18 protein-coding genes are annotated in these 15,089 nt (G+C 34.5%); 6 read left to right on the top strand and 12 right to left on the bottom strand.

What is annotated here, in order from left to right; translation table 11 throughout:
- Positions 1–124: 124 nt before the first annotated feature.
- Entirely contained in the window at positions 125–1,054 is a 930-nt protein-coding gene (locus LS72_RS07770; protein WP_034552128.1) for a hypothetical protein, read from the bottom strand.
- Between the two features lie 267 nt (positions 1,055–1,321).
- Between LS72_RS07770 and prpB the strand changes: the two genes are divergently transcribed.
- From prpB to LS72_RS07750, 4 genes are all read left to right on the top strand, one after another.
- The gene (gene prpB / locus LS72_RS07765) at positions 1,322–2,206 is read left to right on the top strand and encodes a methylisocitrate lyase (protein ID WP_034552126.1); all 885 of its coding nucleotides are present in this window, start codon (positions 1,322–1,324) and stop codon (positions 2,204–2,206) included.
- Complete coding sequence (locus tag LS72_RS07760; protein ID WP_034552124.1) at positions 2,193–3,320, top strand: citrate/2-methylcitrate synthase; 1,128 nt, start codon at positions 2,193–2,195, stop codon at positions 3,318–3,320. The genes prpB and LS72_RS07760 overlap by 14 nt, the downstream gene beginning before the upstream one ends.
- A 9-nt stretch (positions 3,321–3,329) precedes the next feature.
- Positions 3,330–4,784 (top strand): 2-methylcitrate dehydratase, encoded by a 1,455-nt coding sequence (gene prpD / locus LS72_RS07755; RefSeq protein ID WP_034552122.1) that lies wholly within the window; start codon positions 3,330–3,332, stop codon positions 4,782–4,784.
- 69 nt (positions 4,785–4,853) lie between these two features.
- On the top strand, positions 4,854–5,774 hold the full coding sequence (locus LS72_RS07750) for a DMT family transporter (RefSeq protein WP_238700772.1): 921 nt from the start codon (positions 4,854–4,856) through the stop codon (positions 5,772–5,774).
- Here LS72_RS07750 and LS72_RS07745 read toward each other — a convergent pair.
- Positions 5,771–6,295, bottom strand: a complete 525-nt coding sequence (locus tag LS72_RS07745; protein WP_331250514.1) for an SLC13 family permease — start codon at positions 6,293–6,295, stop codon at positions 5,771–5,773. The genes LS72_RS07750 and LS72_RS07745 overlap by 4 nt on opposite strands.
- 364 nt (positions 6,296–6,659) lie before the next feature.
- On the opposite strand from LS72_RS07745, the gene LS72_RS10880 reads away from it, so the two are divergent.
- On the top strand, positions 6,660–6,824 hold the full coding sequence (locus tag LS72_RS10880; protein ID WP_194145577.1) for a hypothetical protein: 165 nt from the start codon (positions 6,660–6,662) through the stop codon (positions 6,822–6,824).
- Positions 6,825–6,843: 19 nt separating this feature from the next.
- On the top strand, positions 6,844–7,974 hold the full coding sequence (locus LS72_RS07740; RefSeq protein WP_034552119.1) for a hypothetical protein: 1,131 nt from the start codon (positions 6,844–6,846) through the stop codon (positions 7,972–7,974).
- 23 nt (positions 7,975–7,997) lie between these two features.
- Here LS72_RS07740 and LS72_RS07735 read toward each other — a convergent pair whose 3' ends face one another.
- From LS72_RS07735 to LS72_RS11405, 10 genes are all read right to left on the bottom strand, one after another.
- Entirely contained in the window at positions 7,998–8,291 is a 294-nt protein-coding gene (locus LS72_RS07735) for a hypothetical protein (RefSeq protein ID WP_034552117.1), read from the bottom strand.
- Between the two features lie 21 nt (positions 8,292–8,312).
- A complete protein-coding gene (locus tag LS72_RS07730; protein WP_034552115.1) occupies positions 8,313–8,852 on the bottom strand; it encodes a hypothetical protein in 540 nt (179 codons plus the stop codon).
- Positions 8,853–8,886: 34 nt separating this feature from the next.
- Complete coding sequence (locus tag LS72_RS07725; protein ID WP_034552113.1) at positions 8,887–10,512, bottom strand: hypothetical protein; 1,626 nt, start codon at positions 10,510–10,512, stop codon at positions 8,887–8,889.
- Positions 10,493–10,936, bottom strand: coding sequence for a hypothetical protein (locus tag LS72_RS07720; RefSeq protein ID WP_034552111.1), 444 nt, complete (start codon positions 10,934–10,936; stop codon positions 10,493–10,495). Before LS72_RS07720 ends, LS72_RS07725 begins: the two co-directional genes overlap by 20 nt.
- Positions 10,937–10,945: 9 nt before the next feature.
- On the bottom strand, positions 10,946–11,422 hold the full coding sequence (locus LS72_RS07715) for a hypothetical protein (protein ID WP_034552109.1): 477 nt from the start codon (positions 11,420–11,422) through the stop codon (positions 10,946–10,948).
- A 101-nt stretch (positions 11,423–11,523) separates the two neighbouring features.
- The gene (locus LS72_RS07710; protein ID WP_034552106.1) at positions 11,524–12,018 is read right to left on the bottom strand and encodes a hypothetical protein; all 495 of its coding nucleotides are present in this window, start codon (positions 12,016–12,018) and stop codon (positions 11,524–11,526) included.
- The gene (locus LS72_RS07705) at positions 12,018–12,203 is read right to left on the bottom strand and encodes a hypothetical protein (protein WP_034552103.1); all 186 of its coding nucleotides are present in this window, start codon (positions 12,201–12,203) and stop codon (positions 12,018–12,020) included. Before LS72_RS07705 ends, LS72_RS07710 begins: the two co-directional genes overlap by 1 nt.
- Complete coding sequence (locus LS72_RS07700; protein ID WP_034552102.1) at positions 12,193–12,462, bottom strand: hypothetical protein; 270 nt, start codon at positions 12,460–12,462, stop codon at positions 12,193–12,195. The genes LS72_RS07705 and LS72_RS07700 overlap by 11 nt, the downstream gene beginning before the upstream one ends.
- A gap of 96 nt (positions 12,463–12,558) precedes the next feature.
- Positions 12,559–14,310 carry a portal protein gene (locus LS72_RS07695; RefSeq protein WP_034552099.1) on the bottom strand — a complete coding sequence of 584 codons (1,752 nt, stop codon included), beginning with the start codon at positions 14,308–14,310 and terminating at the stop codon, positions 12,559–12,561.
- 9 nt (positions 14,311–14,319) lie between these two features.
- On the bottom strand, positions 14,320–14,790 hold the full coding sequence (locus LS72_RS11405) for a hypothetical protein (protein WP_238700771.1): 471 nt from the start codon (positions 14,788–14,790) through the stop codon (positions 14,320–14,322).
- Positions 14,791–15,089: the final 299 nt, after the last annotated feature.

Here is a 15,089-nt window from a genome sequence, read left to right as displayed (position 1 = left end):
AACCAAAATTATGAAAATATAAGAGATATTCCAAATTATACTTAGATATGGGATTTTAGTGGCAAAAACCAAACTAAATCAACCAAAGTATAAAAGTATAAGGCTTTAGTAGCTTATCCCTGCCCTACTTCCTATAATCTAAACTCAAACTTTTAAGGAATAAGTCTTTAAATAAACTCTTCTCCTTTATCACTTCACAGCTTTGTTCAAAGCTTAAATTCCTCTGAATACAATCCAACAAAAGACAAAGCGTTTCAATAGCCCCATTAGAAGTGATATGTATCGGACATTCTTTAGCGTTAGTATAATGCCTATGAAGCTTTTTGACAAACTCACTATTACAAATTTCTATAATCAAAGATTCCATAGGTGCTTTAAAAAACATTTTTTCCTCTTTAATATTAATAGAAGTATAAATAAGATCTAATCCATAAATTTTTTTATCATAAGAATCAAAAAAATAAAGATTTTTATTAAGATTATCTTTAAAGGTTTCAATCATTAATTCAAGAATTGCTATTTTTTGGGAATATGTATAGAAATTCCCTATATTAGCAAAGCAAAATTCCAATAAAGATTTAATCGAATACCACTCACTAACCGCAAAAGAGTAATTTTTCATTTTCTCCCACCTTTTAATCCTATAAACTTCTATATCCTCATTTTTACTCTCTTTATACACCGCAGGACAGATAAAATCCCTATAAGCAGGATTAGGAAAGCTAGGGTGGATAATCAAAGACCCCTCATTCTCATTTTCAAAGATATATTTCAATCCCCCATAATACCCATCATCAATAATTTTAATTTCTTTTGTTTGAATCTTATGCAATAGGTTAAAAAAATCTACATCCTCACAAAACCAAATCTCTCTAGGATAATAAAAAAGCTCACAAATCTTTTCTTTAATCTCCTCACTAAGCTCTTTTTTGGTTTTAAGATTAATCCAGCTTACAAGCGTCCTCCTATCTTTATGTAGAATCTCTGCAAACTTATTGATACTCAATCTTGACTTTTTAAAAATCTCTCCTAATCTCTCCATTGAGTTTAACATATTCTAGCTCCCCATCTTTGCAATGTTACTTTTAGTAATACTTTACTCTTATTTTTAGGTAATTAAAACCCAAAAATATAGTATAGAAAATCTACACTTTGTATAAAAGTTGAATATATTTTTAAGAAAAAGTTTATTTGTACTGCATTTTACCAAAAGAAATAGCATTTATTTTTATAGAAATTGGTTTTATAATGCCTTAAACACAATTATATAAGGAGTATCACTAAATTTAACTTATGAAAACCATCACATAAAGGAGAATAAATGAGTGCAGGAAAGAGATTTAGAGAAGCTTTAAAAGAAAATTCACCGCTACTTATAGTAGGGACTATTAATGCTTATAGTGCATTACAAGCTACGAAATTAGGGCATAAAGCCTTATATCTTTCAGGAAGCGGAGTTGCAAGTGCGAGTTATGGACTACCCGATTTAGGCATAGTAGGGCTTGAAGATGTGTGTATTGATGTTAGACGCATTACCTCTTGTGTAGATACTCCCTTGCTTGTTGATGCAGATACAGGCTTTGGAGGTGCTTTTAATATCGCAAGGACTATCAAAGAGCTAATAAGAGCAGGTGCAGCAGCAGCCCATATAGAAGACCAAGTAGCACAAAAAAGATGCGGACATAGACCCAATAAAGAGCTTGTTAGCACCGAAGAAATGTGCGATAGGATTAAAGCGGCGATGGACGCAAAGATTGATAATAATTTTGTGGTAATGGCAAGAACAGACGCACACGCCATAGAAGGGCAACAAAAGGCCATACAAAGGGCTTTAGCCTATGTAGAAGCGGGTGCTGAAATGATTTTTGCCGAAGCTATCCATACTTTAGAGGAATACAAAGAATTTACCAACACCATTAAAGTGCCTGTTTTAGCAAATATTACAGAATTTGGCAAAACCCCCTACTTCACCGCTAAAGAGCTTAAAGAAGTAGGAATCTCTATGGTGCTATATCCACTCTCTGCTAATAGAGCGATGAATAAAGCAGCGGTTTTAGTGTATGAGAGCATACTCAAAAATGGACACCAAAAAGAAGTATTAGAGCTTATGCAAACAAGAGAAGAGCTCTATACAATGCTTGATTATTATGCTTATGAAAACAAACTTGATAAACTTTTTAAAGGAGAAAAAAATGAGCTTAAGTGAAGCGAAAAAAAAGCAAGGCGGCTTAGCCGGAATTATAGCTGGAGAGAGTGCGATTTGCACTTGCGGATTAGGCAATGGGTTAAATTATTATGGTTATGCGATTGAAGATTTAGCAAAAAATGCAGAATTTGAAGAAGTCGCTTACCTTTTACAATTTGGAGAACTACCCACCCTCTCACAACTCAAAGAATATAAACAAAAGATTATCGCACAAAGGGCTTTAAGTGAGGAATTAAAGGCAATTTTAAGGGCAATCCCCAAAAACGCCCATCCTATGAATCTTATGCAAACTGCAGTATCAGCTCTAGGGGCATTAGAGGGGGAGAAAGAGGATTTTAGTAATCAAGATGAAAAAATCATTAGACTTTTAGGAATCCTGCCCTCAATCCTTGTATTTTGGCATCATTATGCAAATTTTGGCAAAGAAATTAGCTTTAATTCTAAACAAGAGAGTATAGGAGGATATTTTTTAGAAAAACTTTTAGGAAAAGAACCCAAAGAGGATTTTATCAAAGCTATGCACTGCTCCCTTATCCTTTATGCAGAACACGAGTTTAACGCTTCTACTTTTACCGCTAGAGTTTGTGCTTCCACCAAAAGTGATATATTCTCTGCCATATCCGCAGCCATAGGTGCTTTAAGAGGACCATTGCACGGAGGAGCAAACGAAGCAGCGATGTATTTAATACAAAGCTTTAATAGTGTAGAAGAAGCCCTCAAAGGCGTGAATGAAAAACTTAGCAATAAAGAACTCTTAATGGGCTTTGGACATAGGGTTTATGGAGCAGGAGGAGACCCTAGAAATGCTTTAATCAAAGAATGGAGTAAGCACTTAGGGGGCGATACCCTACTCTTTAAAGTTAGTGAAGCTATTGAAACTCTAATGAAAGAGAAAAAACCAAATTTGCCCCCTAATGCAGATTTTTATAGTGCATCAGCCTATCACTTTATGGGGATTAAAACAGAGTATTTCACCCCTATTTTTATTATGAGTAGGGTAAGTGGGTGGAGTGCACATATCAAAGAACAAAGGGCAAATAACAAAATCATCCGCCCAAGCAGTGAGTATATCGGCGTAGAACCTAGAGAATTTGTAGAGATTGACAAGAGATAAGGAGAACAAATGAGTAATATGGGAATCTTAGAGGCAAAAAGACCAGAATTTGATGAGTTGCTAACAAAAATCGCTAAATATGTGGATGAATATGAAATCACTAGCGAATTAGCCCTAGAGACTGCCAGATATTGTTTAATGGATACTTTAGGTTGTGGGCTTTTAGCCCTCAAATACCCCGCTTGCACGAAGCTTTTAGGACCCAGTGTTGAGGGAGCAGAGTTTAGACCACTAGGGAGCAAAATACCCGGAACTTCTTATCAGCTTGAACCCATAAGAGGGGCTTTTAATGTAGGTGCTATGGTAAGGTGGCTTGATTTTAATGATACTTGGCTTGCGGCAGAATGGGGACATCCAAGCGATAATTTAGGAGCGATTTGGGCGGTTAGTGATTATATAAGTCGCAAAAATATTAGCGAGGGTAAAGAGCCTTTGAAAGTAGGTTGTGTGTTAAAGGCTATGATAAAAGCTCACGAAATTCAAGGAGTTTTAGCACTTGAAAACTGCTTTAACAAAGTAGGAATGGACCATGTTTTACTTGTCCGTATCGCCTCTAGTGCAGTAAGTGCGAAGCTTCTAGGTTGTAGCTTTGAAGAGATTAGAAACGCAATCTCTCACGCTTTTATTGATGGGGGGGCATTACGAACTTATCGCCACGCTCCAAATACAGGGAGTAGAAAGAGTTGGGCAGCAGGGGACGCCTCAAGTAGAGGCGTGGATTTAGCCCTCAAGGCAAAGAGTGGTGAAATGGGCTATCCCTCTGCTCTAAGTGCTAGTTTTTGGGGTTATGAAGATGTGAAAATGAAAGGTGCAAAGCTTACCATTCCTCAAGAATTTGGCTCTTATGTAATGGAAAATGTATTATTTAAAATCTCCTTTCCTGCAGAATTTCACGCACAAACTGCGGTAGAAGCAGCCTTAAAACTCCATAATGAAGTCAAAAACCGCCTTGAGACAATAGAAAAAATCATCATTACAACCCAAGAATCAGGACACCGCATTATCAATAAGGTAGGAGAACTTGCAAACCCAGCCGATAGAGACCACTGCATACAATATATGGTGGCAATTCCTCTAATCTTTGGTAGGCTTGTCGCCGACGATTATGAAGATAATATAGCCAAAGATTCAAGAATAGATAAGCTAAGAGAAAAAATGCTTGTAGAAGTCGATGAGCGATACACTAAGGAATACTTAGAAGCCGATAAAAGAAGTATCGCAAATGCAGTGCAAGTCTTTTTCAACGATGGCTCTAAAACCCAAAAGATAGAAGTAGAATACCCAGTAGGACACAAAAGGCGTAGAAATGAGGGAATCCCACTACTCTTAAACAAATTTAAAGAAAATTTAGCTACCAAGTTTGACCCTAAAAAAGCAGCGGTTATTCAAGAAATTTGCAGTAACCAACAAAACTTAGAAGCTATGAATTTCAATGAATTTAGCGATTTATTTTGGCTAGGCTAAGAAAATCCATTTAGTCTTAATTAAGACTAAAAATCAAATTTTAAAACTTTCAACAACTAGGGGACAAAAATGCGTTTTGAAAAGAACATTATCAAAGATTCTAACGCTATTTTTTACGCCACTCTAGCCGCTTTATGTAATGCCTTTGTAGGGATTTTTAGCGTATTGCTCTTTCAAGAAAATTTTACAAGTTTTGAAGTGGCTTTTTTGAAATGCCTTATAGCGGGATTGATTCTATTGTCGTATTTACACTTTTTTAAAAAGTTTCAAGATTTATTAGTGTTGATAAAAAAACATTTTAAAGCCCTGCTCTTATGTGCGTTTTTTGGAATTTTTATGCTTTATCATTTTGAAAGTTCCGCTTATGTGGGTATGAGTGTGGCAAGTGTTGTTTTTACACTTTTTGCAAGTTCCCTATTTTGTGCTTTTTTATGCCAATGCGTATATCAAAAAAGATTTTTTACACCTAAAGAGATAATAAGCCTAATCCTAGCTTTTATCGGGCTTACTTTAATATTCATAAGCGAGGGAGGAAGCTTAGAAGATTTTAGCAATATTAAAGCTCTCATTCAGGCTATTTTAGCAGGTTTTGGTTATGGCTTATTTTTGTTTTTTACTAAATACTTTAATCTTAAAACAGGATTCTTAGGGCTTTGTGCTTTACTCTTGATAGGAAGCTTTTATTTAGCTTTTCCGATGATTCTTAATACACATTTAAATTTTAATCTAAACTTCCAAAACCTAAGCCTCCTCTTAGCCCTAGCCCTCCTACCCACCATTGGTGGATTTTACTGCACAATAAAAGCCCTAAGTCTAACAAGCTCAAACTCTGTCGCACTTATAGAACTTAGTGAGCCTATTTTTGCTATGATTTTAGCCTTTGCTCTCCTAGCCCAAAGTCCAAATTTATCCCAAATCTTAGGAGGGCTTTGCATTTTAGCAGCTATTATCTTTTATGAATTTAAAACTCCCAGAGTAACTAAAGATTAAAAAAACCACCGCCAATACAGCATACCAAAGATAATGATTAAAACAATCCCCGCCATACTTAATAAGAATCCAAACCTAAACATATCCCAGATTTTCACCCCACCTTTGCTAAAGACTATCGCATTAGGAGGAGTAGAGATTGGGAACATAAACGAAAACCCCACACAAATCGTAGCAATAAGCATAACTAAGCTTCGCATAGGCACATCTAAAAAATCTTTGGTAGAAGCAAAAATAGCAGAAAGCAAAATAGCGATCAAAGCGGTAGAACTAATAAACATCGTTAAGCATAAAACTAGCAAACAGACACATAATAAAAAGATTAGAATAGGCAATGTCCCAAAATACTCAAAAATAGGTTTAAAGGCATCTCCTAAATGCATTTTAGCTATTGCCATAGCGATACAAAACCCAGCACCGAACAAAAACATAACTTCAATAGGAATAGCCTTAGAATCTTCCCAACGCAAACAACCAATCTTAGGGACAAACATTAATAACCCAAAAGTTAGCAACAAAATATTTTCATTAAGACCAATCCCACTATAAATAGGCTTTATATTTATATTTTTTCAAATCTTGTAGTTCCCTTTTTTAGGGGGGTGAAAAAATGCAATTTTTAACTTTTTGACACAAAATTGACACAAAAAATTAACAAATTATTCAGGCAAAATTATAATCATATTCTTCGCTAAAAGTCAAGTATCTAGGATTTTAGGCGTTTCTTGCCAGAAAAGCCTTTTTTGTCCTTGCTTTACAAAAAGACACAAAATTTCGCACTTTCGCAAACTTTTTCAAAAACAACAATCGGGGTGCAGTTTTGTAACAAAATAACCAAATTAAATCTTTTTAAATAGATTTTTAAACTTTTAAATTACTTAAGTTATGTTTAAGAAAAAAATTTCGGATTCGTGTGGGGCGGGGCAAAACAAATCGCAAAAGACAATACAAAACAGGTGGCATAGTGTGCCATTGATTTATGTTATAATGCCTCATTTAGATAGACTTTCAAGGGAGAATTTTCACAAGGGGGATTTATGCAAACATTAATATTATTGGGGGGTGTAGTATGAAAAAAATTCTTTTAGTGTTGTTGGTTGTTGTAGGGATATTAAGGGCAGAAATTTCCCAAAATGAGATTTTAATTATAGAAAAAGCTAAAAATGAGTTTTTAAACGCAAATCCTAATGTGGATATTAAAGACCTAATGGAGTTTTTCTTAGAGGAAACAACCCCTAAACAAAAAAAAGAATTAGAAACGCTAGAACCTTTAGACTTTTTTAATGCAGTATATGAGTTATTTAAAGAAAAAACCACAATTATAGACCAGAAACGAGAAATTGCCTATAAAATAAACGATGAGATTATTCGTGCAAACCTTTTGTTAAAGCTTCTGAACACTTCAACTGCTATAAGACAAGAAATTAAGACAAATTTTTGGGATTCTTTTAATAGAGATTTAAATAGTAGTTTTTCTTGGATTCCATTAACTGAAACCAATAGTTATTTTAATAATTTGATGAAAACAAATGAGTTTGTTTTTCTTGATGTATTCCAAACAATAGGGCTTTTAAATAATTTAAATATTGACATCATAAAACGAGCTTTTGACATAGGGAATAGCGCAGAAGATTTTAAGACATTTACAAATCAAGTTTATTTTTTAATCATTCGCTATCTAGCAGATAAATATGAAGAATTAAGAAGTATCTCTCTAACTCTCACAAAAACACTAACAATAGATGAAGTCTTGAGGGAAGTAGAATTGAATGTAGAGCTATTAAAGTTGTTGAAAAAAAATAGAGAATCTACAGAATGGCAAATGTTATTAAATGATATTTTGGGAGTTTGGGACAAAAATTTTGATTATGATAAATACGCAAAGTTGTCCAAGAAAAATAACAAAAAATTCTCGCAAGAAGAAATATCTGCTCTTGTAACAGCATATAAAACAATATCTGAAAATGGGATTACTATTGTAGATTATTATCAATTAAATGGAGACAAAAAACTTATTAGATTGGCTATAGAAGAGTTTTTAAAGGTAAATCCTAATGTAGATATTGGGAAATTAATGGATTTCTATCTTGAATTACCAAAAGAGGAAAGGGAAGAGCTAGACATATCAACTCCTTTACTCTTTTTAAACATTCTTAATTCTCGATTTAATAATTCTTTAAATCTCTCCAAAGGGGATTAATTTTCCTTAAACAATATGCTTTGCTACCCAAATATCGCAGCAAGAGCTATCAAGCTAAAGAAAGTAATAACAGGCCACAATGCGATAATGAGTTTGAACCAAAAGCCAAACTTTGTGCCTTTTTGTTTCTTATATCCACTTATTATCCAATATAATAGTGCGTTAATTAGGGGCAAAGAACACCAAAAAGCAAATATACCCCATTCCCATCTGCTAGAATTGCCAAAAGAATAGAAAAAAAATGGAAGTATCACATAAATGGCATTAACTCCAACAACGACTCTATTTTCAAAAGAAATATTTTGCAGTTTCAGCATTGCTTTCTCCTTTTATTTGAATTATCTTAGAAATTTTTTAGCCCACTCATCATAATCAAATGTTTTTATCCCTTTCTTTGTCTCCTGCAGGTATATACTCGCTTCAACAAAGGGCTCAATATGTTGTTGCATTGTTTGTATTTGTTTTGAAGGGAATCCTTTTTCTTTTAAGCACTCAATATCCCACAATGATTCTTTTACTATCTCACTATAAATATCAGTGAGTATTTCCCTTTGCCTCTTATTACTCTCACCAGAAATAGAACTTTCGATTTCATAATTAGCTAAAACCCACTCAACGATGTGCTCTTTTGTTTTAATATAAGTATTTTGTGCGTTCAGATGAAAAAAACCAAAACTAATTTCATACATTAACCCATTAAGTTTATTTGCAAATTTTAATCGGATATTAGACTCACCTATAAAATCCGACAAGGTCGCAAGTGAGGTTTTCCTTGAATAAAAAGTATCTATATGATTCCATTCATTATCATTGCATCTAGCTTCTAAAAGTCCCCCACCAACAAGCAATAGACATAAAAGTATTTTTATTAATCGCATAACTCTCCTTTATTAAAAAGGAAGTTTAACACAATTATTTAACAAATGTGATGATGGTTTGGTTGTCTTTGTCGGTATTTACCTCTATGCCTAAGATTTCACCAAACTTTGTATAACTAAATTTTTCAGGTGTTTTGATAGTAGATTTTAAATATGCCAAAGCTTCCTCATGAGGTTTGAGTTTTTTTTCCATCAATTCTATTTCTTTTTTATTGTAACGCTTATCTTTTAAAGCATTGATCTCTGCTCTTGCCATTTCTACAATTAATTCATAGCCAGGATACAAAGACGCTCTTTGCTCCTCACTATCTTTTCCTAAAATAGAATATACTCTAGCATCATCTTTTTCTCTATTTGTTGGATTGGCACCTGCTAAGCCTCTTGCCATTATTGAAATTATATTTTCATCTCTTGTAGCAAAAGTAGAATTTTCAGAATTTAGAGGGACAATACCTCTAGAGCCGTAATGAACTCCTCTTTGAAACATATTGACAACCCCCGCTTGAGTTTGTCCCTCCAAGATGAAATTTGATATTTGGTTAAGAGCAGGAATCCTATAATTAAAATGATCTATGTTCTTGCTTATTTCATGGGTTCTTAAACTTAATTTTTGTTCATCATCATATTTCAGCCCCATAAGATTTGCGACATATTTATCTTGTGCGCTAAGTGGCATATCATTATCGAGCTTAATAAGCACCGCTTGATAGGCAGGGATTAAAAACTCTTGCGTGTTTATCTGTCGGGGTTTAGCCTTTGAAGCAGGAATAAAATATTTCGCCAACTCATCTTTAGGTTTTTGTGCTGCCAGACTTACTGCATTTGTAGAATGTTTTTGCGGCATTTGTGATTTTGAATATATTGTATAAAATCCTCCCACCTTTGCTGCTTGTGTTAGCTTATCTTGTCCTAACGCCGCTGTTAAAACATCTTTGCCTGTAATATTTAACCCACCATTAGAGGTAGAATCTTTTTGCGGCATTTGTGATTGCATATATTTTGTATAAAATCCTCCCGCAATGGGTGCAGTATTCGCAGCAGCACCAAATCCCGCAGTATTTGTCCCCGCAACACTTCTCCCTACTATCCCAAAATTCACTTCTGTATTTCTAGCACTTCCACCACTTCCACCACTTCCACCACTTCCACCATTGGTAGGACTTACTCCAGCACTTCTCCCTGCCACCCCAAAGTCTTGAGTTGTCGGCACTTGCAATAAAGGATTTATGGATAAGCTTGTTAAAGAATCTAGTTGGTGTTGTTGCAATCCTATACTAGGTTTATCCCTCTCTTTTTGGTAGGCTAATTGCCTATTAGCTAGGTCAAACTGCAAATTTGCTACTCTTGCACTCTCTTGCATTTTTTGCTTCTCTAGCTTATTTTGTTCCGCCCACTGCTTCTTTGTATCCCACCATTGTTGCACTTGGTTTGTGATTTGTTGCTTTTGTAGATTTAAACTTTCTTGCTTAAAAGCATTTTGCTTTTCTAGCTGCTCTTGTTGCAGATTTAGAGCATAAGCGTCTGCTAGTTTGTTATACGCATCTTTTAAATGATTGCCTACTATTAAATTATTCTGTGCTTGGGTATCTGCCATATTTTTAGTATTTGCTACCAGTAGTCCTAATGTGTAGCTTCCTGTATTAATAGGGTCTTGTTTCATTGCCTCTCCTTTGTATTTGTCCTGAAATTAAAGCTTTATCCAGCTTTTCAAAGTTAAGTGGTGCTAGGTAAAGACTATTTTTGAGTATGTTTTTATCATACACTTCTACAAACTCTTGTATTTTTCGCTTGATTAAATTACTTGCATTAGGGCTATGCTCTTTTTTGCTTAAAAAATAAGAGAGGAAGCTAAAAGGCAAATTGCTAAAATCAAGATATTTTAAACAATCCTCCCACTCTAGCACCCCCTCACCTGCATAGACAAAAAACCTATTGCCTGTATTATCCTCATAAAAATCCCCTCCTGTGGTAAGCTCTAAAGATTGCTCCCCTTGCACTAGCTCTACTTCTTTTATGGTGTGGCAAAAGGCATTTTTCAAAGCCCCACTATTGCTAGGATAGGGATAATTTATAACTCTTTTCACTACCGCCCTTTATTGTCGCTCAAAAGGTAGAGGTTGCTCTTTGGGTTTGGGTTTAGGGTTTGGGATTGTATTTTTAGAATTATCTACAACACTTGCAGAATCTGCGATGATTTTATTTGCTTTATCCTGCTCTGCTTTCCTTTCTTGGTAGCGTGCATTTTCAATGCCATATTGCTTCTGTAGCAAATCATTCATTCTCTTTTGCTCTTTAAAAGCCTTTTTGCCCTGTGTAAAACTAGCATAAGCTTGAAAAGCCGATACTGCAGTTCCAATCCCTGCTAAAGCATTGCCACCCCCTAACTTACTCAAAAAAGAGGTCGTGGTGGGATTGTTTGCACTCCCTGTGTTTAAAAGCCCTTGTGTGATATTCGCACTAGGGTTAAGCCCATTTGCTGCACGATTAGCACTTAGAATACTTGAAACCGCACTGCCCTTGTTAGGGTTAAATATGCTATTAACAAGTTGAAAACTTCCATAATCTGCCATTTCTAAACTCCTTAAATTTTTGCAAGAAGTTTAGAGATTTTGGCTTTTTAATTCAAGGGTTAAAACTAAAAAACCCTTATTTTAGGGATTTTAAGCTAATCTTATTTTATTAAAATCTTTTTTAAAACCTCAAAATCAACAAAGTTTTCGATATTTTCTCTATACACTGCAGAGACAATAGCTTTAATTTTCTCTTGGGATTCTGCTTCTAGCTCTTTAGGGGGATTTTGTAAAAAAAATTCAAGCTCTTGCATTTCCCCTCTTATTTCTAAAGTCTCTAAATTAATGCGATATTCTCTAAATTTCACCACATCCTCATTTAAAAAATGAAATCTCTCTACATTGTTGATGGTGTTATGGACTAAATCAATGGAAGTGAAATCAATCACGATATGCTCTAAATCGATGATATTTTGTTTAAGAATTGCTACATCACTCTTTGCGTTAATAGGCTCAAAAATACACTCAAAGTTTGTATCGTGTAATTCCCCTAAATCATCATAATAGAGTATTTTCCCGCTTTCGCAAATGGCAATATTGCTATCAAGCAAATATATTGCCTCTCCCTCTTGGGTTTTTTGGGGTAAAACCTGCATTATCTGCCTTTATTTTTAAAATATTTAAACTTCTTAAGCAAAAAACTCTCATCACTCCTTTTTAAGAGCCAATAGAGTTTTACTCTATAGCTTTCTTTATCTTTTTTCCATTTTGCTAAAGTGATGCGTGGAATACCTGTTATGTTGCTAATATCAGCATCACTTAAGCGTTTTTTAGAAGCCATAGTATAAATACTCCCCTTTTGTATTTAACCACTCTCCCCGACCATCATTTGCAGTTTGATATTTAATGGCATACTTTGCTTTAAAGAAGTCTCTAATTTCTTGCTTACTATTGTTGCAATATAAAAGATTTCTTAAATCACCAAAAGTAGGAGGCTGGGGTTCTAAATCTATAGGCTCTGCATAATAATTGCTGCTACCAAAAGTAGATTCAAAATCGCAGTTATCAAAACCTATTTTCTGTATTTGTTTTAAAGTCATCTTGTATCCTTTGTTTTAAGATACAAAATTATAAATATTATTTACTTAAATATATATTAATATTGTATATATAAGATATATTTTTAAATAACAAACCTACCTTAAATCCATCCCTTTAGCGGTTTGTAAAACCTTATTAGCTTGGTTATTATAAGTCGTATCTGCCTTTTTATGGTATTTGCTAAAATCTATCTCTGTTTGTTGTCCTTGTGCTTGTTCTTGGCTATTGGCTAACTTTTGGGCTAACTCCCCTTGTGCGGCATATTTCATAGCCTTGCCCTCTAGCTCTTTAATCTTAGCCTCTGCTTCTTTTAAAGCTAATTGCATTTGCAGTTGCTCTACTTGGGCTTGTTGCTCTGTGCTTTGCTCTTGGGCTTGTTGTTGCTTTTGGATAATCTCCTCTACATCTGCTACTATTGGGCTATCAGTATCTTTAAGCATAAGAGGCAATAAAGAAGCCACTAAATCAGGTCGTATTTGTGCGATGGTTTTTAGCATCTCGCTCCAGTGAGCAAATCTCTCCTCTCTACCTTGTGTTTTAAGTTGGGTTTTATAGACTAAATCAAATTTGCCTACCTTTATCTTATTTCTCTCATTAGTATTGATTTCAAAATACCTAAGTCCTACTTTCTTATCTACGATTTTAAAGATTTGCTTTTTAGTAAAATAATGCTGGATTAAAGAGATGGCTTTTTTAAATATGAGTTTATCCATCTCATCGCTTGTTTTGATGAAGTCTTGCAGTCCCATTAATCCTGCATCTCTCCTTTGGGCTATGGCTACTCCACTTTGGCGATTTATCGCCATTCCTAAAGCCTCATCATTGAGACCACTTAACACTTTAGCAAGATTCCTTTTTTCATTGACCTTCTCACTTAAAGTAGCAATATTACCTCTATGCTCTACAAAGTGAATTTTACCATCTCTAATCGCTCCACTTGCCACTTTCACCACTGCATTATCTAAAGAAGCCTCATTGGCAAAGCTCTCTACATTAATAACCGCGTCTTCCTCATAAAAGGCTTTAAAACTCCCCATCATATTCACCATTCTATTCTCTGCAAAATTAATATAATCTTGCAAAGGCTTTATATCGCGGAAGAGTCCATACCAGCAATTCTTCTCATCAATGCCATATTTAGCGATAATGTAAGGATGAGAGCCATCTCTAAAAGGTTTTGGTGTGTAGCTTAACACACTGCCCCCTTTTTGCCATATATAGCGTGCAAACCCGCCCTCCTCTTTTATCCAACTCTCTATCAAATTAACCCTATATTCTATATTATCTTGTGTAGTTACAAAGTTTTTAGCAGGGAATAATTGCTTAGCAAAATCTAAAGAAGTATTAATGCTTCTATGGAATCTCCTAGCATCTTTTGCATTAGAATCTATGCTATATTTATCGATTAAAAAACTATCAGGAGGGATATTCTCTATTTCTAAAGCAAAATCTTGCTCCTCTTTGCTAACCCATATTTGCATAACACAAAGACCAAAGATTAAATCTTTATCCCGCTTTAATATCTCTTTGTCATAATTTTCACTTTGGATGAAAACATCTAAAATATCATTAAGTAACTCCGCTAAAGGCTTATCTTGCTCTTGTCTGCCACTAACCCGCACTTCTTGAATACTTTGAGCCTTGTATCCTAGTATTTTATTAACAACCATTCTATAAATGTTTTCATACACAGGCACCGCCCCTCTTTGTTCTATGATATTCTTTACATCAGGCGGGAGTTGATTAGAGTGATAATATTTCTTAGCCTCTTTATATTCTTGCAAAGAGGATTGGTTAAACTCATAGTCTTTAGTGTATAATCCCTCTAGCTGTGTTATACTTAGCATTCTCTCTCCTTATTTAGTGCAATCTTTTGCGATACTCTCTACTTCTAAATAATAAATCAATAATTCTTTATGGCTTTGAAAGCTTCCATCCTCTTTAGGTTTGTTAGGCAGAGTTAAATTGCATTTTATAGGGATAAATACTTCTTTTGTATCAATTCTTACAATAGGCTTTGAAGCGCAACCAGCTAAAGAAAGTAATAAAAAAGCGATAAATAGGGTTTTTTTGAAGTATTTAGAAAGTTTAAGTATAATACTTTTGGAGGTTTGCCTTAAAGGGGCGCAACCCTCTAAGGTAAGTTTTAACCTCTGAAATGAGGTGATGAATTTGTCTTTTAAAAATCTTACTAAACAAATAACAAGAGTAATTATACTCCTTTGTGTATTTGTAGTCAAGGCATTGTAGCCTTGCACCCTTATGGGTGTTAAGATTCCCCTTTTTAAATCCACAAAAAAGCCTAATAAAAAATCCATAAAAAACATTGCAAACCTTTTTTAGAGCAATCATTACACAATAGCTTTTTCAATTAAAGGGTTAAAGTTTTTTGCTTCTATTAACCTTAGCTCTGCACCTTCACCGCCACCTTGTAATTTTAAAAATTACACCCAAAAATATTCATTGTCTTAGCTTCCAACTTATTTTTAAAAGGTGCAGAATTAAAGCTAATTTTTAAAACCTAAGGGGGTTGCCCTAACTCCTTAAAGAGTTGCTTATAAGCCTCTAGCTCTGCTTTGCAGCTCTCATCTTTAATAAAAACCTTTTCTATCCTTTGTTTTTGAGG

The organism is Helicobacter apodemus, assembly GCF_000765745.2.
GTDB lineage: Bacteria > Campylobacterota > Campylobacteria > Campylobacterales > Helicobacteraceae > Helicobacter_D > Helicobacter_D apodemus.
Note: the sequence above shows the minus strand (reverse complement) of the source record. Positions and strands in the feature narration are given on the sequence as shown.